General features: G+C 70.9%; 24 protein-coding genes. All 24 read right to left on the bottom strand.

From position 1 onward, the window contains the following. Nucleotides 1-271: 271 nt before the first annotated feature. Entirely contained in the window at nt 272-748 is a 477-nt protein-coding gene (locus VGE38_RS07220; protein WP_331141857.1) for a hypothetical protein, read from the bottom strand. Beyond that, complete coding sequence (locus tag VGE38_RS07215) at nt 741-1,190, bottom strand: hypothetical protein (protein WP_331141856.1); 450 nt, start codon at nt 1,188-1,190, stop codon at nt 741-743. The genes VGE38_RS07220 and VGE38_RS07215 overlap by 8 nt, the downstream gene beginning before the upstream one ends. A 106-nt stretch (nt 1,191-1,296) precedes the next feature. Further along, nucleotides 1,297-2,334, bottom strand: coding sequence for a hypothetical protein (locus tag VGE38_RS07210; protein WP_331141855.1), 1,038 nt, complete (start codon nt 2,332-2,334; stop codon nt 1,297-1,299). 12 nt (nt 2,335-2,346) lie between these two features. Beyond that, nucleotides 2,347-3,174 carry a hypothetical protein gene (locus VGE38_RS07205; protein WP_331141854.1) on the bottom strand — a complete coding sequence of 276 codons (828 nt, stop codon included), beginning with the start codon at nt 3,172-3,174 and terminating at the stop codon, nt 2,347-2,349. Then, a complete protein-coding gene (locus VGE38_RS07200) occupies nt 3,174-4,283 on the bottom strand; it encodes a hypothetical protein (protein WP_331141853.1) in 1,110 nt (369 codons plus the stop codon). The genes VGE38_RS07205 and VGE38_RS07200 overlap by 1 nt, the downstream gene beginning before the upstream one ends. Before the next feature lie 9 nt (nt 4,284-4,292). Further along, nucleotides 4,293-5,147, bottom strand: coding sequence for a phage tail family protein (locus VGE38_RS07195; RefSeq protein ID WP_331141852.1), 855 nt, complete (start codon nt 5,145-5,147; stop codon nt 4,293-4,295). Beyond that, the gene (locus VGE38_RS07190) at nt 5,147-8,671 is read right to left on the bottom strand and encodes a phage tail tape measure protein (protein WP_331141851.1); all 3,525 of its coding nucleotides are present in this window, start codon (nt 8,669-8,671) and stop codon (nt 5,147-5,149) included. Before VGE38_RS07190 ends, VGE38_RS07195 begins: the two co-directional genes overlap by 1 nt. A gap of 12 nt (nt 8,672-8,683) precedes the next feature. Next, entirely contained in the window at nt 8,684-9,166 is a 483-nt protein-coding gene (locus VGE38_RS07185; RefSeq protein ID WP_331141850.1) for a hypothetical protein, read from the bottom strand. Next, nucleotides 9,100-9,723 carry a hypothetical protein gene (locus VGE38_RS07180; RefSeq protein WP_331141849.1) on the bottom strand — a complete coding sequence of 208 codons (624 nt, stop codon included), beginning with the start codon at nt 9,721-9,723 and terminating at the stop codon, nt 9,100-9,102. Before VGE38_RS07180 ends, VGE38_RS07185 begins: the two co-directional genes overlap by 67 nt. A 107-nt stretch (nt 9,724-9,830) precedes the next feature. Further along, nucleotides 9,831-10,337: a phage tail tube protein gene (locus tag VGE38_RS07175; protein WP_331141848.1), complete on the bottom strand. Its 507-nt coding sequence runs from the start codon at nt 10,335-10,337 to the stop codon at nt 9,831-9,833. A 1-nt stretch (nt 10,338) separates the two neighbouring features. Next, nucleotides 10,339-10,803 (bottom strand): hypothetical protein, encoded by a 465-nt coding sequence (locus VGE38_RS07170; RefSeq protein ID WP_331141847.1) that lies wholly within the window; start codon nt 10,801-10,803, stop codon nt 10,339-10,341. Next, on the bottom strand, nt 10,803-11,129 hold the full coding sequence (locus tag VGE38_RS07165; protein ID WP_331141846.1) for a hypothetical protein: 327 nt from the start codon (nt 11,127-11,129) through the stop codon (nt 10,803-10,805). The genes VGE38_RS07170 and VGE38_RS07165 overlap by 1 nt, the downstream gene beginning before the upstream one ends. Before the next feature lie 21 nt (nt 11,130-11,150). Next, the gene (locus VGE38_RS07160; protein WP_331141845.1) at nt 11,151-11,645 is read right to left on the bottom strand and encodes a hypothetical protein; all 495 of its coding nucleotides are present in this window, start codon (nt 11,643-11,645) and stop codon (nt 11,151-11,153) included. Further along, nucleotides 11,645-12,025, bottom strand: coding sequence for an HK97-gp10 family putative phage morphogenesis protein (locus VGE38_RS07155; protein WP_331141844.1), 381 nt, complete (start codon nt 12,023-12,025; stop codon nt 11,645-11,647). Before VGE38_RS07155 ends, VGE38_RS07160 begins: the two co-directional genes overlap by 1 nt. Before the next feature lie 11 nt (nt 12,026-12,036). Next, complete coding sequence (locus VGE38_RS07150) at nt 12,037-12,477, bottom strand: DUF6093 family protein (protein WP_331141843.1); 441 nt, start codon at nt 12,475-12,477, stop codon at nt 12,037-12,039. Beyond that, nucleotides 12,477-12,866 carry a hypothetical protein gene (locus tag VGE38_RS07145; protein ID WP_331141842.1) on the bottom strand — a complete coding sequence of 130 codons (390 nt, stop codon included), beginning with the start codon at nt 12,864-12,866 and terminating at the stop codon, nt 12,477-12,479. Before VGE38_RS07145 ends, VGE38_RS07150 begins: the two co-directional genes overlap by 1 nt. Before the next feature lie 97 nt (nt 12,867-12,963). Continuing rightward, a complete protein-coding gene (locus VGE38_RS07140; protein ID WP_331141841.1) occupies nt 12,964-14,124 on the bottom strand; it encodes a phage major capsid protein in 1,161 nt (386 codons plus the stop codon). A gap of 13 nt (nt 14,125-14,137) precedes the next feature. After that, entirely contained in the window at nt 14,138-14,533 is a 396-nt protein-coding gene (locus VGE38_RS07135) for a DUF2190 family protein (protein WP_331141840.1), read from the bottom strand. A 1-nt stretch (nt 14,534) separates the two neighbouring features. After that, nucleotides 14,535-15,791, bottom strand: a complete 1,257-nt coding sequence (locus tag VGE38_RS07130) for a hypothetical protein (protein WP_331141839.1) — start codon at nt 15,789-15,791, stop codon at nt 14,535-14,537. Between the two features lie 163 nt (nt 15,792-15,954). Then, nucleotides 15,955-17,025: a phage minor head protein gene (locus VGE38_RS07125; RefSeq protein WP_331141838.1), complete on the bottom strand. Its 1,071-nt coding sequence runs from the start codon at nt 17,023-17,025 to the stop codon at nt 15,955-15,957. Then, a complete protein-coding gene (locus tag VGE38_RS07120; RefSeq protein ID WP_331141837.1) occupies nt 17,025-17,219 on the bottom strand; it encodes a hypothetical protein in 195 nt (64 codons plus the stop codon). The genes VGE38_RS07125 and VGE38_RS07120 overlap by 1 nt, the downstream gene beginning before the upstream one ends. Beyond that, entirely contained in the window at nt 17,219-18,832 is a 1,614-nt protein-coding gene (locus tag VGE38_RS07115; RefSeq protein ID WP_331141836.1) for a hypothetical protein, read from the bottom strand. Before VGE38_RS07115 ends, VGE38_RS07120 begins: the two co-directional genes overlap by 1 nt. 49 nt (nt 18,833-18,881) lie before the next feature. Continuing rightward, nucleotides 18,882-20,405 (bottom strand): phage terminase large subunit, encoded by a 1,524-nt coding sequence (gene terL / locus VGE38_RS07110; protein ID WP_331141835.1) that lies wholly within the window; start codon nt 20,403-20,405, stop codon nt 18,882-18,884. 120 nt (nt 20,406-20,525) lie between these two features. Continuing rightward, complete coding sequence (locus VGE38_RS07105; protein ID WP_331141834.1) at nt 20,526-21,914, bottom strand: hypothetical protein; 1,389 nt, start codon at nt 21,912-21,914, stop codon at nt 20,526-20,528. Between the last annotated feature and the right edge of the window lie 17 nt (nt 21,915-21,931).

Genomic DNA, 21,931 nt, shown 5'->3' with positions numbered 1-21,931 from the left:
TGGGTGCCACCGGACGCCTTGACGCCGCCGGGGTTGTAGGAGCCCTGGACGACGGTGAGCTCGTAGCCGAGGCGATTCTCAACGCGCTTGAGCGCGGCGTCGGTGAGGGCGTCGACCTTCTGGCCGTCGCGCATGACGATGTCGAGTGGCTTGACCACGGGGGACCTCCGGGCATGAGGAGATGGCTTCACTCCGGACGGGTGAAGCGGAGGGATTCAGCGGCCCGAGAGCCGGGTGATGACACGAGCGAGGAAGCAGCGGCAGCGCAGGATCAAGTCGGCCGGTGCGGGTTGCCGCGGTCCTCGATCGCGTGGAGCGTGAGCAGCTCTTCGGGCGTCATCGGGACCGTCCCGCCGAGCCGGAGGACCTCGTCGCGCAACGCGGTGCCCCACTTCGCCAGGACACGCGCGACACGACGCCACTCGTCGAGCTCGCGGGTGAGGTTGCGGACCGTCTCGGCGTGCCGGTCGAGCTCGCGGCGGTGCTGCTCGCCGGCGGCCTCGCGTGCTGCGCGCTCGGCGTTGAGGTCTGTCTGCAGTTCGGTGATGCGCTGCTGCATCGGGTTGAGCATGGTCTCGACCATCGAGCGCCAGGCCTCGACGGCCTTGTCTTGCTGGGTGGTGTCGTTCTCCGCCGTGGCGACCTTGGATGCGTCGCGGCTGGTGCCGATCGCGCCCCTGTAGGCGAAGTACGCGACCACGATCGTGGGGATGGCCCCGAGGAGGACGAGCACGACCTTCTCAACCACGGCCGCTCCCATCGCCGAGATCGGGCAGTGGCGGCAGATCAGGGACGGGGATCGTTGGCGTCGACGGGTTGGCCCAGCTCGAGACGAGCCGGATCATCGCGACGATGATCGCGTAGAGCAGGGCGCTATACCAGCCGCGGTCGTAGCCCTCACGCGGGACGTCGAAGCCGAGCCAGCCGACGATACCGGTGACGTACCAGACGAGCACGGACGCGGCGAAGGAGGCGGTCCAGGCGGCGGGGACGAGGTAGAGCGCGACGTGGCCGCTGCTGTCGTCGCGGCCGGGTCCGCGGAGGCCGTGGCCGATGGCGTAGATGCCGGTGAGGGTCCACGCGGCGGCCTGCACCGGGTCGGGGAGCATCTGGTGGATAACGAAGGGACGGTCTTCGCTGGCGCCGCCGAGCATGATGCCGATCCCGAAGACACACCAGATGGAGCCCATGACGATGAGCCATAGACCCCGGTGTCCGTAGTGTCCTGCGAGTCGCAAGATCAAGGCGCGTTCTCCCCGGTGGCTGCTATTGGCGGTCATGGCTTCATCGATCGCATCAGGCGGCTTCGTACTCGACGTGTCCGCGGGTGAAGTCGTTGACGGCGAAGGTGAACGGGGCCGTCGCGCCGACGATGGTGGAAAGCGCTCCGACGGTGGTGACCGAGTGGAAGACGAGCTCGAACGTCGTTGAGGTGACCAGGCGGGGAAAGGCCATGTAGCCGATCCCGCCCACGTCTTCGACGTAGAACCACCCGCCGAGGGCAGCCGGCGCGGTGTACGAGGCGGCGGCAGGGACAGGGAGGCTCCAGCGGTAGCTGCCAGTTCCGAACGTGCTGGTAGAGCCGCCGCGGAAGTCGACGTAGGCAGTGATCTTCTTGTTGTCGTCGATGTAGCGGCCGGTCAGGGTGCCGTTGCCCAGAGATGGAGCGGTGCCGGTGGATGTCCAGGCGGGGGTGTAGGCGCCCCACTGGCCGTCGGCAACCCAGGTAGTCCCGTTCCAGGTGTGACCGCGGGCGGTGTCGAGCGCGACAGCGCGCTGGCCCTTCTGGTTGCCGGACCCGGGGAGTCGGGCGGAGGTCTCGACGAGCAGCGTGCCGCCGAGTCCCGTGGCGTACGCACGCCAACTGGAGTCGACGGTGACGGCACCTCCCCCGACCTGCGGGACGGTGACGCGGGCGAGCTCGATGTGCTGCGCTGGCAGCGCCGGGGCGGATGGGGACGAGCCTGGTGTGCCGTCGATGGTCTTCACGGTGGCGTTGGTGCCGGTGACCTGGATGACGACCAGGTCGATGCGCGGGTTCGTACCGTTCCGGGCCGTCAGCGCTACAGCCGAGGTGGCGGCCGACAGCGCGCCGCGGTAGACCCCGAGACCGGTCGCGGCCGGAATCGCGAACGCTCCGGGCTGGACGGTGACCTGGTCGGAGCCGTTGACGCTGACCGCGAGGGACGTGTCGCCGTGCCGCACGATCCCCCCGCGGACACCGTTGGCCGCGCCGTCGCCGAGGAACATCGCGGTGTCGGCGCGCCGGAGCTCGGCGGCGTCCATGGTGACGCCGGTGTCCCAGGTGGCGTCGACGGTAGTGATGGTGGGCATCGGCTCTCCTTGCTAGTAGGCGGCGCCGCTGGAGCCGGACGCGAAAGGAACGGCGGCGGTGAGGGTTCCGCTGCCGGCGGTGCGACGGACCTGCACCTCGAGGGAGATCAGGTCCCCGAAGGCACCCGGTGCGACGAGCGGGACCCCGCTGCCGGCCTGCAGGATCGTGTAGGCGGTGCTGCCGGCGGCCCGGACCCCGAGCCACTCGGCGGCGAGGAAAGGCCGCAGGGCGAGCCCGGTGGCGGTGTTGATGACCTGCACCTCGGCCGCAGTTGTGGTGTCGGAGGCCGCGACGGCGATGCGCATCCGCAGGTACTGGTTCTGGCGGAAGAACTGGGCGAGATGGGTCGTGACGAAGCTGCCGCTCGTGGTGGACACCTCGAGGCCGTGTGGTCCGGCGTTCACGGCGCCCGAGGTCGCGAGCCGCGGCTGGACGGGGATGGGGAACGCGGGGGCCGCGAAGCCGTCGCCGAGCTCTTCCTCGACGAGCATCTGCTTGCCGTTGCGGTCGTACACGCCGATGGACTGATCGGTCGACCCGGCGAACCGCTTGCGGACTGCGAGGGCTTCGGTGCCATCGATGCGCAGGAGCGACACGCCGCGGTCGCCGTGGATCTGCGGGCCGAGGCGGAACACGGTGGAGGAGTCCGTGTCGAGGAGGAGGAAGTCGCCGCCGTCGACGATGAGCGACCCACCGCCGGAGACTCGTAGGTCGCCGTCGGTGATCGTGGTCGCCGCCGCGCGGCGCTCGGACCGCAGTGCTTCGATCTGCCGCTGGAGCTGCTCGAGCTTGCGGTTGACCCAGCCGAGGTCTGTGTCGATGCCGCGGTTGTCGACCATCAGGCGGCCTCCTTGATGCGAGGCACGATCGTGCGGGCGTCGAGGTCGAGCTCCCACCCGACGGTGCGTAGCCGCCGGCTGTAGCCGGGGACCCAGAACCCGTCCGTGCCGACCTGGCGGGGGAAGCGGGGGCTGGTGATGTGGACGTCGATGTCGTCGCCGAGCCACCAGTCGCGGTTGACCTGCGGGGCCGCGTCGAGGTTCGCGGTGATCGTGAGCTGCGACAGCCCGAGGCGGGTGGCCGCGAGCTCGGCCTCCGCGTACTGGTCGAGCGTCGACGTGGATGTGATCGAGGTGGCCGGGGTGAACCGGCGCTCGAACCGGGCGTACGACGCGAGGAGCAGGGTGTCCTCGTAGCGGGTGGACCGCGGCTTCGACTCGCCCTCCCCGGACGACAGCGCGATGATGTCGTTTGCGCCGGTCTCGGTGCCGAAGTCCTCGATGAACGTGCCGCCGGTGACACAGCCGGGCATCGTCCACTGGGTGGCTGCCACCCCGCCGGGTGTGCCGAGCCGAGGTGAGATGCGTACGACGTACCGCATCTGAGTGTGGGCGGCGTCGGTCCACTCGAGGTCGACCGTCCACTCGATGCCCGTGGACAGGCCGGCGAGGTCGTCGAGGACGTCACCGACCCGCTTGTTGTCGGTGATGTCGTAGAAGCCGCGCACGATGGGGTGGCCGACCATCTTGGCGTCGACGACCAGCGGGGCGAGTCCGGTGACCTGGCCGAGTACGTCGACGGCAACCTGGGTGGGGTCGACGTCGTTCCACGTGAGCGGGGTGTTGATGTAGCGCCGCTGCAGGTATCGCTCGAGGGTGTCGGCCGAGCAGTCGACCCAGGCGTCGTTGACGTCGCTCGTGCGGCGGCGGACGAGGCCGCCCCAGATGATCTGGTCGCCGTCGGCGTCGACCGCGACCAGCATCATCCGGCCGGGCGTAGTCGCCTCGTCCCAGCCCGGGACCACGACGCCGTCGTGGGAGCAGCGCACGGAGACGGTGGTGTCGGTGGGCAGACCGATGATCCGCGCGAGTTTCCCGGAGGACTTCACGTTGACCTGGCTGATGCGGACGCCGGTCTTGAAGTCGACCGCCCACCACGAGATCTCCACGCCCAGCCTCTACTTCCACGCCGAGCGGTAGGAGATCGACAGGCTGGCCGCAGCGTCGTAGCCGTCGGCGGAGAACGCGATCTCGTTGGCGCCCGGGACGAGACCAACCGGGGTGCCGAGCAGCCGACGCGCCTGTCCACCGGTGGTCGCGGTGCCGTTGAGCTCGTCGATGACCAGCGTCTGCCCAGCGGGAACGGCGTCGAGGACGCGGCGGGCTTCGCCGGTGGTGAGGTTCGCGATCGTCGCCGGCGGGCACGGCCCGACGACCAGCATCACCGGGTAGGTCGTGGTCGTCCCGTCGTTGAGGAGCGTGGCCTGCGACATCGTCGTTGACCCGGTGACCGTGAACGGAGGCGTCAGCGGCGGCGCGATGCCACCGGAGAGCAGCGGCAGCACCAGCGACACCATCCGCGACGACGAGGCGTACCGGCGCGGATCCGGTGCGAGCAGCGACAGGGAGAAGTTCCCGTGGCCACCGATACGGGTCAGCACAGGCTTCTCGTGCTGGCGGACCAGCGCCGTGAGCTCGGGCTCGGTTCCCTCGCCGGTGGACACGCGGAGGGTGCCGAGCTGCCGGAACGGGACCTGGGCGAGGAGCCGGTTCCATGCGCGGGTGACGTCGTCCCACGAGGCGGCGTCGAGCGACCCGCCGAGGTGCACGATCCGCGGGCCGGCGTACTGAGGGGCGACCCACGCGCCGTCGGCCTGGGGGCGCTGATCGACGCTCGGGTTGTTGCCCTCCCAGCCGTCGTCCCAACCGTCGAGCTTGGTGAGCTTCCACCGCACGCCGTACGCGTCCGGGACGACGTTGGCGGTGTGGGCGGCCAGGAAGATGTCGCCGAGGGTGAGGCCGGTGGCGGGCATCAGAAGCCTCCCGTCGCTGCCTGCAGGCGGGCCATCTCAGCGGCCAGGGCGGCGGCGCTGACGGTCTCGGTGACGTTGATCGGGCGGGCTCCGGCGATGAGGGTGTTGAGCAGGTCGAGCTTCTGGTTCATCGCGGTGAACTGGGCGTTGGCGGCCGCCCACTCGCCGCCGTAGCCGGCCACGCCTGCCTGACCGCGAACCGCTCCGGTGAGGCGGGCGCGCTCGGCGAACAACGCCGCGTAGTCGTCGACCTCCCCGGCAGCGAGCATCTCCTGGATCTGCTGGTTGGACGCCTGCCCGAGGAGCGCCTCGAGTGCCTGCGGGGAGAGGCCGAGGGACGGGTTGGACAGGCTGGTGATGATCGAGGACCGCTCGCGCAGGCCGCTGATGTCGTTGGTCAGCGCGGCACGCCAGCCGCCGCCAGCCATCCCGCCGCCGGTCCACAGCCCAGACTGGCTCTTCGAGAACAGGGGGCTGTCGAACCCGGCCACCGCAGCGTCACCGAGGCGCTCCATGTTGGCCTTGACCGTGTCGACCATCTGCTGAGCGGCGTCGACCTGCGCCTTCGCGGCGTCCTTGGCCATGTCCCAGGCACGGGTCTGGCCCTCGAGCACCGCGTCGTCGTGCTCCTTCTGGCGCCGGGCCTCTTCGTCCGCAGCCTCCTGAGCGACCCGCGCAGCCATGTCGTCGCGATCCGCCTTCTCCTGCTGGAGCGCGAGCTGAGCCTCACGAATCTCAGACATCGGACGGCCCGCCTTGCGAGCAGACCGCAGACGGCGCCGTGCATCGAGGAGCTCGAGGCGCTGCTGCTCTTCCTCGTCGCGGAGGTCGGAAGCCAGGAGGTCCTTGGCACGCTGGGCGTCGAGACGACGCTGACGCTGCTCCTCCTCGCGACGCTCACGCTCTTCGCGGGCGCGACGGGCCGCGGCGTCACGCTGCTGTGCCTTGTCGACAGAGCCGCCGCCAGCGAGGCGCATCGCGTTGGCGTCGTCGAAGAACCCCACCCCGTAGTGGTCGACCGCGGCCGCCTTGATGACGTACTCCTTGTTGGAGAGCCATACCGGGATCGAGTCGGACGTCGTGGTGCCGGGGCCCAGGATCTGCCCGCCACCAGCCTTCCGCGGTGTGCGGTCGGGCAGTGCGTCCGAGGCCGAGCGGACCGTCTTGTACACCGTGGTGATGGAGAAGATCCGGTCCTTGGTGGCCTCGTCGAGCCGGTTCCGGAACGCGATCAGGTCCGCGATCGCGTCCATCGCCTTGAGGTTCAGCGTGGTCGACTTCTCGCCCGGCACCTTCACGACCGCGTCGACGTAGTCGTCGATCGCCTTCTGCCCGCGCGCCCACGCCTTGTTCGCGCGGGCGATCTCCTCGTCCGTGGCGTTGGCCAGCTGCTTCATCCGCAGCGCACCGGCCGTGCCGGCGTTCTCGAGCTCCTGGATCAGGCCCTCACGGAGCCCGTTCTTCGCGGCCTTTTTGGCGTTGGCCGTGAAGTTCTCGAGCGCGGCCGCGTTCTCGGCCATCTCGCTGATCCAGTCGCCCAGCGAGACCTTGGCGTCGTCGAGGGAGTCGCCGAGCCCCACGAAGTCCCGGGCCGTGTCGGAGGCTTGGTCGCGGGCATCCTTGAGGGCCTCAGCCTGGGCCTTCGTCATCGGCGCGGCGGCGCGCATCGCGGACCCGACTGCCGAGGTGGCGTCGGCCACGTCGTGCTGGGCGTTGGCGGCAAGCTCAGCGTCGTTGGCGACGCCCGCCATGGCCTCGTCGTACTGGGGCAGCAGCCCGAGCAGCGCGTCTGCCTGCGGATCGGAGAGAGTCGACAGCACCCGCTCGAGGGACGCCGCCGCGACCTCACTGTTGCCGCTGGACGCCAGCGACGCGAGCGCCGCGTCAAGCGCCTCGACCTCTTGCAGGGCCTCGCGGGAGCTCGAGTCGGCGTACTGCTTCCCGGGGAACAGCGCGTCGTTGACGGAGTTGGTCCAGTCGCTGAGCTTCTGCACGCGAGACGGGTCCGCGAGCCGGTCCAGCGAGGCCCCGAGGGAGTCGAACTCCGGTCCGAGACTGATCGAGAAGCCCTCGCCGGCGTTGGCGATGCCGATCAGGCGGCCCTCGAGTGCCTCCATGCCAGGCAGTGACTCGGCCGCGCTGTTGCTGAGCTCGGTCAGAGCGCCCGCGAGGATGAGCACCCCGCTGGCTACAGCTGATGCGGTGCCGATGCCCTTGATGACCTTGCCGGCCCGGCTGCCGCTGGTCTCCAGGCTGTCGAAGGCCTCACGGGTGCTCGCGATGCCCTGGACGAGCTTCGACCCAACCCAGATCGACCCGCCGACCGCGGCCGCGCCGGCCATGATCGCGCTGGTCGCGGACTGCGCGCTGGGCGGGAGCTCGGAGTACTTGTCGATGACGCTGGTCAGGCCCTGGGTGACCTGACGGAGGAAGCCCTGAGAACCCTCACCAGACCCGATGAGCGCGGTCTCGAAGGCGCCGCCGAGCTTCTCCAGGTCGCCCCGGAGGTTGTCCTGCTTGATCGAGGCGGTCTCGGCGGCGAACCCGGCGTCGTTGACCTTCGCGGTCCAGTTCGCGATGCCCTCGGCGCCGTTGTCGTAGATGATCGACGCGGCCCGGACGGCGTCGGAACCGAAGATCGTCTCGAGCGCCATCGCCCGCTGCTCGTCGGTCAGCCCGGACAGGCCGTCGCGCAGCTGGCCGGCGAGGGCCGTCATCCCGACGAAGTTGCCCTGGGCGTCGAACGCGTGGATGTTGTACTGGGCCATCGCGTCGGCGGCCGCTTCGCTGTTCGGGGTCAGCGAGGCGAGCATCGTCTTGAACGACGTACCGGCATCCGAGCCGAGCAGCGACTGCTCCGCCATCGCCGACAGCGCGCCGACGGTCTCCTCGAGCGACAGCCCGGTCTGGGCGGACACGGTGCCGGCCTGCTTGAGGGCCAGCACCATGTCGGAGACGTCGCCCTGAGCCTTCCCGGCACCGGCGGCGAGGAGGTCGGCCACGTGGGCGGCCTGGTCCCCGTCGAGCTTGAACTGGGCCAGCGCGCCGGCGGCAGCCTCGGCGGCATCCGCGACCTGCATCTCGCCAGCGGCCGCGAGGTCCAGGGCTCCCGTGAGGCCGCCGTCGAGGATCTCCTGCGTCTCCAGGCCGGCCTTGGCCAGCGCCTCGATCCCGCCGGCGGCTTCCGAGGCGGAGAACGCCGTGTCGGCGCCGGCGTCGAGGGCAGCCTGCCGGAGGTTCTGCATCCCCGACGTGGTCTCGTGGGTGGCGGCCTGGACCTTCGACATGGCCTGGTCGAAGTTCGCGGTCGCCGTGACCACGGCCCCGACCCCGACGGCGGCCGCGATCCCGACCTTGCCCGCCCCGTCCGCGAGTTTGTCCTGGGCCTGCGATGCCGACATGGTCGACTTCTCGACCTTCGACATCGCGTCCGCGGTGACCGTGCCAACCTTCTGGGCGTCACGGATGTACTGCGCGGCCTCCATCGAGAGACGGACGACAACGGACCGGGACTCTGCTGTCATCCGCCGTTCACCTCACGATCCGGTTGGCCCCTTGTCCGGGGTGGTGATGGTTCGGCCGGGCACGTACTCCGGCATGGGCAGGTCGGGGTTCCTGCTGCTGCGGAGCCGGGTCGTGTAGGCCACCTGCCGACCGGCGCGGGCCGAGCACGCATGGCAGACGACCTCGTCGACGTCGAAGAACCCGTCCATCTCCGAGTGCCAGGCCACCGAGATCGGGATCCCGCACCTGCACAGGGATCCCTCGTAGAACTCGAGGGCGAGCAGGAGCGCGCGGTCGTCTCGCGTGTAGGGCGGGGAGTGGATCTCGCCGGTGCGCCGCTCCGGGTGCTGCGGGTCGTCGTACAGGTACGTGACGCCAGGGAGGCGGATCTCGAGGTACAGCGTGGGCGCGACCTGCAGCGAGCGCGCGGTGGCGATCTGCTGGCGCGCTACTTCTGCGCCAGGTTGGCCCAGGAGCTGGGCGATTTTGGGACGTCGACCCCGCCCTGCTCGCACGCCTGGAACGCGGTGTCAGACAGCTTGTCGATCTGCCCCGACCCGAACTTCTTGCGGAGCGCGCGCACCTGGTCCTCGGTGATGGGCGGCTCGATCGCGCAGTCGGCGATGAGCTTGGTGCGGAAGTCCTTCAGGTCGACGTCCTTGCCCTTGGGCATGTGCTTCTTCTTGTACTCCGGCCACTCGTCGGAGTCGATGGCGCGGAAACGCACACGCCACAGGTTGGCCCGCATCTCGTCGAGTACCCGACGGTCCCGGTCGGCCAGCTCGCGGGCCCGAGCGGCGTTCGACTGGTCGCTGACGGCTGCCTCGTCGTCATCGGCGAGCAGCTCGCCGCCTGGCGTCACCAGCGTGGCCATCTCGGCCATGATCGCGTCGTGCTCGGCCGTGAGGTCGGCTCGGACGCAGATGGTGGCGGTGCGCTCGGGCAGACGCGCAGCAGCGAGCACGTCCTCGACGGACAGCAGCCCGCTGGAGAGGGGCCGGTGTGCGCCGGGGTCGTGCTCGCCGTGGTCGTGATCGTGGCCGTCGGGGTTGCCGAAGGGGTTGTCGCTCATGGTGGTGCTCCTGTCGAGGTTGTCGAGGTGTCGAGGTGCGTCGAGGAGGGGTGCTGCAGGTGCGGGTGGTGGGCGGCCTCGACGTCCACCCACCACCCGGTCTGGGGTCAGGCCACCGCGATGTTGGGGTACATCTGCTGCGGCTCGAGCGGGATCCGCTTCTTGATGTAGCCGCCGGCGTCGGTCTCCTGCGGCAGGTCGGTGATGACCAGGCCGCCGAGGGAGATCTCGTCGGCCGACGCCCAGGGCGCGGTCTCGAGCTTCCCGGTCTTGCGCTGGTAGATCCACAGCGAGGAGCCCTTGACCTTGGTGGCCGTGAAGAGCGAGTCCTCGACGGGGTCCGCGACACCGGTGCCGGCGTTGAAGTAGCGCCAGATCGTCATGCCGGCGGAGTAGTTCGACCCACCCAGCGCGTTGACGTTGTTGGCGTCCGAGACGGCCCGCTCGCTGATCTTGTCGGAGTCCGTCGGCGTCCAGAGCCAGTCGGAGAGCAGGATCCGGCTCGCGGCCTGGATGCCGTTGTTGAGCTCGAGCACGGTCGGGGCGGCCGGGTTCGACGGAGCCGTCGTGCAGATCGCGATCTTGATGTGGGCGTCGGCCAGCGACTTGGGCATGTCAGTTCTCCTCGTCCCCGGTCGGGGTCTCGTCGGCCGGCTGGTTGCCGTCCGGGTCCTGGTTGGTCAGCTCGACGGGGGCGTCGAGGACCTCGTTGATGCGCGTGACCATGTCGGCCTTCGAGCCCTTGGCGCCGGTCAGGTCGATGTCGGCGCCGTCGGCGAACGCCTCGATGCGCTTGGCGGTCCACTCCTCGTCGGGCCGCTCGGACTCGACGGGCGTCTCGACGGCGACGGAGTCGGCGGGCACGGTGGTCTCCGCCATCTCGGCGGCCGCCGCGGCTGCCTCAGCGGCCTCGTCGGCCGCGAGCTGCTCGGCCGCGGCGCGGGCGCCGTCGAGCTCGCGCTGCTCGGCGGTGAGGACGATGTTGCGGCCGAGGACCGGGTCGCCGATCCAGTGGCGGGGCACGCGGTTCGGGCGGCCGGAGGTGGTGTCGTAGACGTCGACAAACTCGCTCGCGGTCATCAGAACGCCACCACCCGGAGCTCGACCGACGCGGTGGCCGAGCAGATGATCTTGACGAGGCCGGTGATGGGGTCGGCCAGGTCGGGAGCGAAGGGCCCGAACTTCGCGACCGCGCCGGCGGCGACGGCGGTCACGATGTCCGGGCGGGCCTGCCCGTAGGTGTCGTTGCCGGGGGTCTCGATCGTGACGTTGATCGAGGCACCGGAGCCGTTGCGCACGATCACGTGGGAGCCGACGGGGACGAGGTCGCCGCCGGCACCGGCCGGGGTGGCCGGGGTGAGGGTCGTGCCCGTGACCTGACTGGTCTGGGCGGTGAGAGTTGCCATCTTGGGGCCTCCTAGGACCGGTCAGGTGGTGGCGGTGAGTTGGAGCGGGAGACGGATGTAGAGCCGGGCGGGCTTGAACTGGTCGTCGGTCAGGTACTGGCCGGGGACGTAGCCGAGGGGGAAACGGACGCGGTCGAACGCGACGCCGTCGATGGCGGGCCGCCAGGTGTCGAAGACGCCGAGGATCCGGTCGCACAGGGCGAGGAGGTCCTCGATGTCGCCGGCGGCCGCGGTTATGGGCAGCGGCATGACCAGGTCGGTGATCGTGTCGGCGACGGCGAGCTCGTCGCTGGGGCTGCCGGCGCCGGGGTAGAGGATGAAGTAGGGCTTGACGCGCATATCACCGTTCAGCGGGTCCTTCGGCTGCGGGTCGTCCGGGACCGTGCCGCCGTCGCTCACGAGCGCCTGGCCGGGCAGCGGGCGGCCGATCTGGCCGTAGTAGCCGGTCGCCTTGGCGACGCTGACGAGTCGGGTCGCGACGGAGTTGGCGATCGCGCGCCGGGACGGGGCGGTCATCAGAGGGTCTCGGACTCGGCGATCTTCGCTAGGGCCTGCGTGTAGGGCGGGACGCGGCGGTCCCAGGCGTCGCCGAGGAAGGGCCGGCCGGGCATCACGCTGGTGCCCTCGTGGACGTACAGGCCGTAGTCGACGGTGGGGCCGACCTCGCCGGTCATCGTGCCGGTGCGGCCGTCGCCGGTGATCGTGGAGGAGACGCTGTTCATCATGTCGCCGGTGTCGACGGCGTCGTACGCCTCGATGAGCATCTTGGCGTCGGCCTCGATGTCGAGGATGGTCTTGCGGAACGCCGCGGAGGCCTTGGCGCCGACTCGGCCGCCGGCGCCGGCGAGACGGGATCCGAGGGCGGCGACCTGGGAGACGTCGATGTTGATGCCCATCGTGGTCCTCCTCAGTCGGAGTGGGTGCAGTAGAGGTCGCGCTCGAAGCGCTCGGTGCCGCGGCCGACGTGGTCGACGCGGAGGGTGGTGCCGGTGAGGAGCGGGTCGGTCGAGGTCGTGACGGTGACCAGGTGGCCGGTGGCGACGTCGTCGCGGCCGGCGGGCACGGTGACGAGGAAGTCGACGACGATCTCGGTGTCCTCGCCGGTGCGGATGACCTTGGCCTCGCCGTTGAGTTCGAGGACCCGGGCGGGCACGTCGACGGCGTACGGCGCCCGCGGGACGGTCCGCATCTCCTGGTCCTCCTCGGACCAGACCTGCGTCGTACCGGGGATGCGGAGGCTAACGCGGCCGCGCATGGCTCGCTCGACGACGACGCGGTGGGCGGTCTCCCAGTCGGCCGGGATGACCGGCGTGCCCGGGCGGCCGGTGGCCTGCGTGGGGCGAGGCATCAGAGCCACCAGCGCGAGGGGCGCTCGGTGAGCTCGGGGTACGTGGTGGGGCCGACCATGTCGACCAGGCCGAAGTAGGAGCCCTCGTCGGAGGCGGCGTCGTCCTCGCCGGCCTCGGTGCGCAGCAGCGCGGCGTGCTTCCGCAGCGCGTCAGCGGCCTTCGCGCCGTCGGTGGCGAGGTCCTGGCTGCGAAGCACCTTCGAGGCGAGGACCTCGTTGGAGGCGTTGGCGTCGATCGCTAGGGCGGCGGCGCGCTTGGGGTTGGCGCCGCGGGCCATCTCGAGGAACGCGGCGATCTCGGCGTCGGAGAACACCCACGGCTCGCCGACGTCGTTGAGGAGGAGCCGCACGCGGCCGATGGGCCGGGTGACGTCGTATGAGTACGTCATGGCGTCCTCCTCCTCTGTGGGCTTGCGGGTGGTGCTGGTCCGGTGGGGCGAGGGGCTCAGACCGTCCTCGCCCCACCGGGGGTCACGCAGCTGTAGGTCAGGCGCCGCGGCTGACGTAGGTGAACAGCGGGTCGCCCTGCTGGTTGCCCACGATGTGGCGGCCGCGGTACTGGATGTCGTCGATCTCGAACGACCCCTCCAGCGCGGAGATCTGGCCGCCGCCGATGCGGTTGCCGGTGTCGGCCTTGACCCGCAGGTCGGGCTGCTCGTGCCCGGCGAGCTTCGCGACCCACATGGCGGGACGCGTCGAGCGCGGCTTGGGCAGGACGAACCAGGTGGTGGCCGCCGCGGCGTGGGTGTTGACGAAGTCGAGCATGGGCTCGACGACGTAGGAGAGGTTGGCGAACTCGTTGCTCTCCTCGGTCTGCACGACCGGGTTGGTGCCGGTCTGCTTGCGCACGATCGTGGGCTTGATGATCGCGAGCATGGTGGCCTCGAGCGCCTTCGGGATCACCACGACCATCTCCGGGCGGGCGATGACCCGCTTGGAGTTGGGGTCCTTCTTCGTGGCCATGCCGTCCAGGACCGCCTTGAGGTTGTCCCGGGTCAGCGGCAGCGCGGTCGGCGCGTTGTTGTTGCCGGCCTTGAAGAACGCCGTGTTGACGTCGGAGGCCGTGTTGGTGGCCGGGTCGACGAGCAGCAGGTTGGACACCGCGGCGATCATCTCGGTCTCGCGGGCCTGGCGGGCCAGCTCGGCCGGGAGGTCCTCGAGCTCGCCGATGGCCTCGTTGTTGAGCCAGGCCTCCCACGAGATCGCGAACCGGCGACCGTACTTGGCCACCTGGATCGCGTACTCCGTGGCACCGCGGCGGTCGTCCGCCGGGTACTCGGTGAGCTCCGGCACGCGGGCCATGCCGATCGTGGAGCGCCACCGCGACTGCAGCCGCTTGGGGCGGAAGTCGCGCACCGTGGTGGTGTCGGTGTACTGGTCCCACGTCGAGGGCAGCTCGTCGTACTGCGCGAGCATCTCGGCGTCGAGCTCCTTAGCGGCCGCCAGCTTGAAGTCGCTGGTGGAGAAGGCCTCCGCGAGCTTGACGTCCGCGCCCCACTGGTTGCTGAACGCGGCGGAGAGCTTGGACGTGGCCTCGAGGGCCAGGGCCTCGGTCACGCCGTAGAACCGCGGGTTGACGGTCCCGGAGAAGTCCGAGTCCGATGCGGCCTCGACCGCGGCGGATCCGGAGAGCAGCTCGATGGTCATCTGGTGTCTCCGATCAGTTCGCGATGCGAACGGTCAGGGGCCCGCTGGGCGCGCCCTTCGTGGTCAGGGCGTGGCCGAACAGGTTGTTGCCCGAGGCCGTGCCGGTCAGCGCGGAGCCGTCGGCGAGGATGTAGACCGGGTCGCCGACGTTGGCCACGGCGAAGGCGACGGTGAACTCGTGGGCGCCGTCGAGCCACACCGAGGCGTTGCCCGTGACGTTGCCGCCGCCGTAGTTGTACGACGTGTTGACCGTGCCGTCGGCGTTGGTCGGCGCGACGTCGACCTTCGCGCGGTCGGTGGCGCAGACGCCGTTCAGCGAGCCGACGCGGACGGGGTCGCCGGACTTCTTGCCGGCGATGACCGGGAGGGAGACCTTGTCGCCGGGGCGGAACTTCTCGTTGGTCGCCATCTCAGGCTCCCTTCTCGCTCAGGGACCGGCCCCAGGCGGACTTGGCCGGCGCGGCCGCCGACTCGGTGGTGGTCTTGGTGGTGTCGGTGGTCTGGCCGAAGCCGGTGACCGTGCCGGCGCCCTTGGCCTGGGCGGCCGCGGCGGCGTGCTCGGCGAGCTGCGTGCCGAACGCCTCCTCGTCGAGCACGCCCTCCTTGACGGGCAGCTCGGCGACGAGGCCCTTCGCCTCGAGCGGGGTGAAGGCGTGCTCGTGCTCGCGGATGAGGTCCATCGCGCGCGCCCGGCGCTGGTCCGCGGCGCGGCCCTCCTCGAGCGCTGCCTTCTCGGCCTTGAGGGTGGCGTTCTCGGACTCGAGAGCGTCCACCCGACCGGCCTTCTCGGTGAGCCGGGTGTGCTCCGACTCCTCGATCTGGATCTTGCCCATGGTGTCCTCCTGGGACTCCTCGGTGGTGGGGGTGTTGCTGTCCGGTCGGGTGACCGGGACGTAGGTGGTCTGCACGCGCACCTCGGTGCGGTCGCCAGACAGCTCGGTGCCGTCGGCCGAGTAGGCCTGGGCGTAGATGCCGTTGTCGTCGCCCTCGCCTTCGACCTCGAACCAGACGGTGGAGTCGTCGAAGTCGCGGACCCACACGTAGGTCTTGTCGCCGGCGTAGGCGTCGCGGAGGGTGGTCTGCAGGGCCTCGCGGGTGTCGTTGACGGTGGCCTCCTCGAGGCCGTGGCCGACCGCGCGGTGGTTGACCCGCGACGGGCGCGCCGACTCGAGGAGCGAGAACGCGCCGCCACGGCCAGCGCGCGTCACGAAGTCGACGGAGTCGATCGCGTGGAGGCCCTCGACGATGCGGCCGCGGCTCCCGTCCGGGCGTTCGCCCTCGACGATGTCGGTCGCGGATCCGCGGAGGGAGACCCCGATGGCGCCCTGGATGACCTCCATGGTCTCGACCCACGCGGGCACGACCTGCGCCTCGGCGACCAGAGAGCCGGCCTCACCGCGGTCAGGGTCCCAGCGGGCCGGCTCGGTGAATACCGCGGCGATGTCCTTGACCGACCGGATGGGGCGCTCCATCTCCTCGGCGTCGGTCGGGTGGTCGATGAACATCTGGGTGCCGACCGTGACCAGGCCGGCGGCGGCCTCGCAGACCTCGGGGGAGTAGTAGCCGGAGGACCCGACGCCGGGGGTGACGATGTCGACGAGGATGCGGCCGGTCTTCTTGTCGACCGACTCGACGAGCGTGGCCTGCTCGGCGATGCGCTTGGGCATGGTCAGACCTCCGTGGGTCGGGGTAGCGTTCGCGGGTGGGAATGGACGACGACGCCGACTGCGTCGAGCACGTCTGGGTGCTGGCCGAGCTACGTCCCAGCAGCCGCGGCATGGACCGCGTGATGCGCTGCGAGCGATGCCCAGCAGTCGCACCAGTCCCGGGTCAGGCGGCCTTGCGGGACCGGCGGCCGCCCCTCGAGGCGCCAGGCGCCGGCGCGACCCCGTAGGAGTCACGCCACCCGTCGGTCGTACGACGCACCGACCAGGCGTTCATCAGGAACTCGCCGCGCACCCACGCGGCGTACCGGGCCGGCCCGAGGATCTGCTTCTGCTCGGCCGGGGAGAGGGTCGCGAACTGGTGCGCCGCATCGGGGAGCAGCGACGGCGGCTCCTCGATGTCGATGCCGAGGTCCTTCCACGACTTCGTGGTCGGCACCGCGGTGCACCGGCCCTGCTGGTGGTCCTGCGGACCGAGCTCGTCGACGTCGTGCAGCGACCCGTGCTGCGCCCAGCACGACGGGCAGGTGCGCGCGTCGAGCTTCGCCAGCCAGGTCCAACCGCCGAGGACGTCCGCGTGCGCGAGGCGGCCGAGGCGGGCGGCCGCACGGTGGGCGTCGAGAGTCTCGGTGCGGGAGATCACCAGCGCGCGGGTGAGGCCGCCGTTGAACCGGCCCTCGGTGCGGCGCATGATCCGGGCGGCGGTGGCGCGTGGGTTGGATCCGGCCGCCATCCCGCGGATGAGCTCGCGGCGCAGGATCGCGTACTGCTCGGCCGGGATCGGGCGGGCCAGCGAGGTGATCTGCTCGGTCGTGCGGGTGACGATCGCGGCGACCTGGTCGGCGTCGACGCGGGACCAGGCGTCGAGGTCGACGAGCTGGTCGGCGTTCGGGGGCAGCTGGGAGTCGATGACGGAGGCCTGTGCGGCGCCGGCGGTGTCGATGACGTCCTGCAGGTCGGCGACGATGCGCACGCCGGCGTCGGTGGCGAGGGTCTCGAGCTGGGCCTTGATGACCTGCAGGGCCTTGCGGAGGCGGGTGGAGCGGAGCAGCTGGGCGCGGGTGATGGTTTCGCCGGCGACGAGCTGCTCGAGGAGGGCTGCGGTGAGGTCGGGGGAGACCTCGTCCCAGGCGTCGGCCCAGGCGGCGACGAGGTCGCGGGTCTGGTTGTCGACGATGCGGTCGAGGTTGGCGCGGATCTCGGCCTGCAGGCGGAGGGTCTCGGTGGTGACGGCCATCAGGACTCCACGACGACGCCGCGGGAGCCCTCGTGCTCGTAGCACCAGAGGCGGTCTTGGAGGTGCATCCCGGAGCGGCTGATGACGGCGACGGTGAACCGCATCCCGGTGGAGAGCATGCAGGTGTTGCACCACAGGCCGTGCTCGTGCTCGAGGTGCTCGATCCGCACGGACACGACGCGGGCGTGGTCCATCACAGCACCTCGGCCGGGTCTTCGCCGCGGCGGAACCGTTGCACCGCCGCGTCGCCGGCGGACGCTTCGGGGTCGAGCCAGTTGCCCTCTTCGTCGGTGACGTCGTCGAGGACCTCGTCGACGTCCTTCACACCCAGGGCGTTCAGCAGGAGCCGCAGCAACACCAGCGGCACTGCGCCGCCGATCTTGGTGTCGGACGCGGACACGATCGCGTTGACCAGCTGCACGGGGTCGACGTCGACGAGCGGCGGCCAGTCCCAGTCCAGCGTCTTCTCGACGTCCCCGGTCAGCGTCACCTGCAGCTGGCCCCACTCGTCGCGGGCGAGGGTGCCGCGCAGCGGGCCGCGCGGTGCGAGGACGGCCTGGTCGATGACGTACTCGATGATCTCGGTGAACGCGGCCTGCCACAGCAGCCGCCGCATCCCCATCTCGAGGATGGTCGGCAGGTCGAGGGTCTCGGCCACCGCGCGGGCGCCGGTGACACCGGGGTCGGCGAGGAGCATCGTGACCGGGAGGCCGAGGCCGGCGGCCGCCATGCCGGCGAGCGGCTTGCCGGAGTTCGCGTCGATGGTCGCGCCGGACTTCGACACGGCCTCGAGCTTCACGTCCGGGGTGCCGACTGCAGCCTGGCCGGCGGGGCCCGACCCGAGGGGCGGGATGCCGCCCACGCCGGGGCCGTTGCCGCCGTTGGCCTTCTTGACCTCCTGGGCGATCTTCTGCGCCTTTGACGCCGTGCCGCCGGTGGCCTGCCAGGCGATCAGGGACAGCGAGTGGGTGAGCTGCGCCCAGTCGACGAGGAAGTCCTTGTACGCCCGCGCCCAGGCGAGGGATGCGTAGATGTCGGGCACGCCGTACCGCCAGCCGGCGACGGGGTTGACCTTCACGTGCTTGATCGGGGCGTCCCAGCGGATCGGGATCCCGTCGATCGACTTGGGCCGCTGCTGCGGTCGGTAGCCGAGCGCGGGATGGGCGATGCGGGCGACCTGGTTGCGGGTGCGGGTCTGGCCGGGCTGGTAGGCCTTCTCGACGATCTTCTGCGGTACCTCGAGGATGTAGAACCACGGCTCGTCGCGGTCCTCAGGGTTGCAGATGATGTCGACGATCTCGTCGGCCAGCGCGGTGCGGACGCGGACGTCGCCGGTCATGGGGCTGGTGAAGCACGCGATGTAGACGTTGCCCTCGGTCGCGACGCCGCGCTCGAGCTTGTCGTGGGCCTCGTCGCCGGACAGGGCGGTCGAATTGGCGTCCCAGAAGCTCTGCACCACGGTGTTGACGTCTTGGGCCTGCTCTTCGCCGGCGGCCCGGGCGCGGACCTGGACGCCCTGGCCCCAGATGTAGCCGATCCGGACGAGCATGCCGCGCTTGAGGAGCGGGTTGGCGATCGCCATGGTGCGGCACAGGCTGCTCAGGGCTTTGCGGGCCTCGGGGGAGAAGTCGCGCTGCACCGACGAGGCGATGTCGACCCAGCCCTTGTCCTCGAGGGCGAGGGTGAGGTCGGCCATGGACTCGCGGAGGAGGAGGTTCGTTTCCTGCTCGGCGCGGAGCTCGGACTGGAGCTGCTCGACGACGGGGGCGGCGGCGACGCTGGGGCTGTCGGGGATGAGTCCGGCCATCAGTCGCTCACCTCCTCATTCGTGATCGAGAAATGCGCAACGGCGCAGGTCAGGGGATGTAGGAGCCGAAGCCGGCGAGCTGCGCGTACACGTCTTCCGCGTGCACGACGCCGCTGCCGTCGCCGAGGTCCTGCCCAGCGAGGAGCGGCATCACGATGAGCCGCTTCAACGCCTGGGAGAGAGCGTCGACGTCGTCGTCGTGGGCCGCGGTGGGGAACCCGGCGCACTCGTCGATGACCTCACCGACCCACGGGCACAGCTCGGGGGCCGGCAGCCACACGTTCTTGGCCTCCACCAGCGGCGACACGGCGGCCGCGCGGGCGGTCTTCCCGCCGTCCGGTTCGTCCGGGACCAGGCCGGGGACCTGGTGGCGCAGCATCGAGATGACCGCGGGACCGTTGGCCTTGTCCTCGACGACGTGGAGCAGAGCCTGGGGCCACTTCGCGGCGAGCTGGCGTACGGCGCGGCAGGTCGCCACGAAGTCCATGCGGCCGTGGACCCGGTCGAGGAGGTAGACGTTGACGCCGATGCGGCCCCACACCTGCCCGGACACGTAGTCGGTGCCGGCGGTGTCCTTGAACGTCATGTCCCACGACACGAGGAGGTCGTCGAACCCGGTGACGATCCGGGTGCCGTCCTCGCGCTCAAGCCACAGCGGCCGCTCGTACTCCTGCCACCACTCGCGCTTGAAGAACGTGCCCTGCTCCGGCGACGGCGACCCCTGGTACTGAGCCGACCAGGCGCGGGAGCCGACCTCACGCCGGCGCTGCTCCCAGTCGGCGGCCGAGCGGCCTCGAGCAGAGATCAGCCACTCGCCCGGCTGGCGGCCGAGGGGGTCGGCCTCGCCCTTCTCCGGGTCGTGGTCGGCCTGCGCGGGGATCCGGACGGTGCGCCACAGGTCGGGCTGGTCCTTGGCGAGCCAGCCGGCCAGGTCGTCGTCGCGCCACCGGGTCTGCACCAGCACGACCGGTGCGCCGGGGGCGAGGCGGGCGAGCGCGGTCTCGGTCCAGAACTCCCGGACCGTCTTCGCCCAGGCCTTAGAGTCCGCGTCGCCGGCGTTCTTGTACGGGTCGTCGATGATCAGCAGGTCGATCGGGCGGGACGTGAGGTCGCCGTCGATGCCGACACAGACCACGCCGCCGTCGTACCCGAGGAGCTCGAACTCGTCCTGGCGCTGCGAGGACTGGGAGAGCGTGAGGCCGAGCTCGGGGTGGGCGCGGAGGTCGTCGCGGATGCGGCGGCCGAACCGGCGGGCGACGTTCTTGCCGAACGACACGATGCCGATGCGCAGGTTGGGGTTGCGTTGCAGCACCCACAGCGGGAAGCGGCGGCTGATGCGCTCGCTCTTGCCCTCTTGCGGGCCGATGTTCACGATCAGGCGCTGGGTGCGGCCTTCGGCGACGTCGACGAGCTCACGGTCGATGACGTCGAGCGCCGGGGTCTGGACGGTGCGGCGGTCGAAGTCCTTGGCCATCTCGCCCGGGGTGGCCCACCGCTTCGTGCGGACCTCGGGTGCGAGCCGGGTCGCGACCATGTCCTTCCAGAGGTCCGGGTCGGCCAGCATGGTGCTCATCGGCCGCACCTCCTCGGGACATGCGACGACCCCGCGGCCGTGTTTCGGGTACGCGAGGTCTGGGACGAAAGATGACACAGATCCGAGTGGAAGGCAACACCGGGCCCCACGACGGCGCGGTCAGTTCGCGTGCCGCAGCCGCTCACCACGCGCCTCCTGACGGGCCTCGGCCTCCCACTCGTCGAGGAACTTCGCGACCCGCGCCGGGTGGATCCCGAGACGCTTCCCGGCCTCGGCCGGCTCCTCGCCCTGGTCGATCGCTGTCCGCAGCTGCTGGCGCTGCGCGTCGACGTGGCGGCGCTCCAGCTCGAGCTCCTTCGCACGCCGGATCGACTCGTCCGCGCGATCGCGGACGTCGGTCCACTGCACCAGCCGCAGCCCGTTCTGCACGCTCACCAGCACCCCACCGCGGCGCTCGGCACGCCACCGGCACACCGCCGCGACCTGCATCCGGTCCATCCACCGGCGGACCCGGTCGGGCCCGAACGTCACCCCGGTCATCATGGTCACCGCCTCCGCGGCCATCGCGATGTGCGTCCACCCGTCGTGGTCCGGCCCGCCGGTGAGGAGGTCACGTCGTACGGCGGTGGCGTACTCGCCCGGGTCGTAGTCCTTCCGGCAGCCGGGGCACTCCCACGACTGGCCGGCGGACGGGTCCTCGATGCCGCCCTGGTCGCAGAGGCCGCACGGCTGGTAGGCGGCACGGATGTCGGCGGCGGTGAGGGCTTCGGGGTAGCCGAGGCTGGCCCACCGGTGGAGCTCGGCCCGGGCGGGCGTCGGGTGGGTGCAGGGCGCGGCGCGGCGCCACCGTCGCACGAGGGTCTCACCGCACTCGAAGCACTCGACGCCCCGCTCGGGGTCGCGGCCGTCGTGGAGGGCGTGCTCCAGCTGGGCGCGCAGGGTCCGGATCTGTGCGGTGAAGGCCTGCCAGTCGGGGCCGTCGGTCCGCTGGGCGAGGTACGGCAACTGGCGGCGCAGGTAGGCGACCGCGCCCGACACGGTGGCGGTAGAGGCGGGGGAGTGGCCGAGCCAGGTGCGGTAGGCGTCCTCCAGCACGGCGAGCACCGCGAGGGGCGGGATCGGGTCGGTGGGCTGGCCGGTGCGGTCGGAGATCGGGTGGTCGCGGTGGTAACTCTCGGGTGTCCAGCCGCGGTAGGTGCGGATCCCGATCGCCGTAGGGCCGCGGAGGACCTGCGCGTCGCCGCCAGGGATCGGTGCGGCGGCGACGAGCCGGCCGTCGCCGCCGCCGTCGATCGCCTCGAGGGCGAGGGCGTCGTAGGCCTGCTCGAGCTCGACGAGGTCCTGGTCGACCTTGCCCTGGCAGGACGGGCAGGTGACAGGGTGGTCGTTGGTGGCGTGGGTGCTGCCGCACACGACGCAGTGGGGTGCGGTGCAGGGCTTGCAGCCGCGGTGCCCGATCGGCTCGGTGCAGTCGTCGCGGTGTTCGGTGGTGACCCGCTCCCCGAGGCGACGGTCGTAGTGGCAGGCGGGTGGGCGGTGCTCGGTCACGCGTTCTCCAGGCGATG

The organism is Nocardioides sp., assembly GCF_036405735.1.
GTDB lineage: Bacteria > Actinomycetota > Actinomycetes > Propionibacteriales > Nocardioidaceae > Nocardioides.
Note: the sequence above shows the minus strand (reverse complement) of the source record. Positions and strands in the feature narration are given on the sequence as shown.

Excerpts from the sequence above, each read along its gene's own strand:
- VGE38_RS07125 (WP_331141838.1), bottom strand. The coding sequence starts at position 17,025 with ATGGCCGTCACCACCGAGACCCTCCGCCTGCAGGCCGAGATCCGCGCC.
- VGE38_RS07115 (WP_331141836.1), bottom strand. The coding sequence starts at position 18,832 with ATGGCCGGACTCATCCCCGACAGCCCCAGCGTCGCCGCCGCCCCCGTC.
- VGE38_RS07175 (WP_331141848.1), bottom strand. The coding sequence starts at position 10,337 with ATGCCCAAGTCGCTGGCCGACGCCCACATCAAGATCGCGATCTGCACG.
- VGE38_RS07170 (WP_331141847.1), bottom strand. The coding sequence starts at position 10,803 with ATGACCGCGAGCGAGTTTGTCGACGTCTACGACACCACCTCCGGCCGC.
- VGE38_RS07135 (WP_331141840.1), bottom strand. The coding sequence starts at position 14,533 with ATGGCGACCAACGAGAAGTTCCGCCCCGGCGACAAGGTCTCCCTCCCG.
- terL (WP_331141835.1), bottom strand. The coding sequence starts at position 20,405 with ATGAGCACCATGCTGGCCGACCCGGACCTCTGGAAGGACATGGTCGCG.
- VGE38_RS07120 (WP_331141837.1), bottom strand. The coding sequence starts at position 17,219 with ATGGACCACGCCCGCGTCGTGTCCGTGCGGATCGAGCACCTCGAGCAC.
- VGE38_RS07130 (WP_331141839.1), bottom strand. The coding sequence starts at position 15,791 with ATGCCCAAGCGCATCGCCGAGCAGGCCACGCTCGTCGAGTCGGTCGAC.
- VGE38_RS07160 (WP_331141845.1), bottom strand. The coding sequence starts at position 11,645 with ATGACCGCCCCGTCCCGGCGCGCGATCGCCAACTCCGTCGCGACCCGA.
- VGE38_RS07180 (WP_331141849.1), bottom strand. The coding sequence starts at position 9,723 with ATGAGCGACAACCCCTTCGGCAACCCCGACGGCCACGATCACGACCAC.
- VGE38_RS07215 (WP_331141856.1), bottom strand. The coding sequence starts at position 1,190 with ATGGGCTCCATCTGGTGTGTCTTCGGGATCGGCATCATGCTCGGCGGC.
- VGE38_RS07150 (WP_331141843.1), bottom strand. The coding sequence starts at position 12,477 with ATGCCTCGCCCCACGCAGGCCACCGGCCGCCCGGGCACGCCGGTCATC.
- VGE38_RS07190 (WP_331141851.1), bottom strand. The coding sequence starts at position 8,671 with ATGACAGCAGAGTCCCGGTCCGTTGTCGTCCGTCTCTCGATGGAGGCC.
- VGE38_RS07195 (WP_331141852.1), bottom strand. The coding sequence starts at position 5,147 with ATGCCCGCCACCGGCCTCACCCTCGGCGACATCTTCCTGGCCGCCCAC.
- VGE38_RS07205 (WP_331141854.1), bottom strand. The coding sequence starts at position 3,174 with ATGGTCGACAACCGCGGCATCGACACAGACCTCGGCTGGGTCAACCGC.
- VGE38_RS07155 (WP_331141844.1), bottom strand. The coding sequence starts at position 12,025 with ATGGGCATCAACATCGACGTCTCCCAGGTCGCCGCCCTCGGATCCCGT.
- VGE38_RS07165 (WP_331141846.1), bottom strand. The coding sequence starts at position 11,129 with ATGGCAACTCTCACCGCCCAGACCAGTCAGGTCACGGGCACGACCCTC.
- VGE38_RS07140 (WP_331141841.1), bottom strand. The coding sequence starts at position 14,124 with ATGACCATCGAGCTGCTCTCCGGATCCGCCGCGGTCGAGGCCGCATCG.
- VGE38_RS07145 (WP_331141842.1), bottom strand. The coding sequence starts at position 12,866 with ATGACGTACTCATACGACGTCACCCGGCCCATCGGCCGCGTGCGGCTC.
- VGE38_RS07210 (WP_331141855.1), bottom strand. The coding sequence starts at position 2,334 with ATGCCCACCATCACTACCGTCGACGCCACCTGGGACACCGGCGTCACC.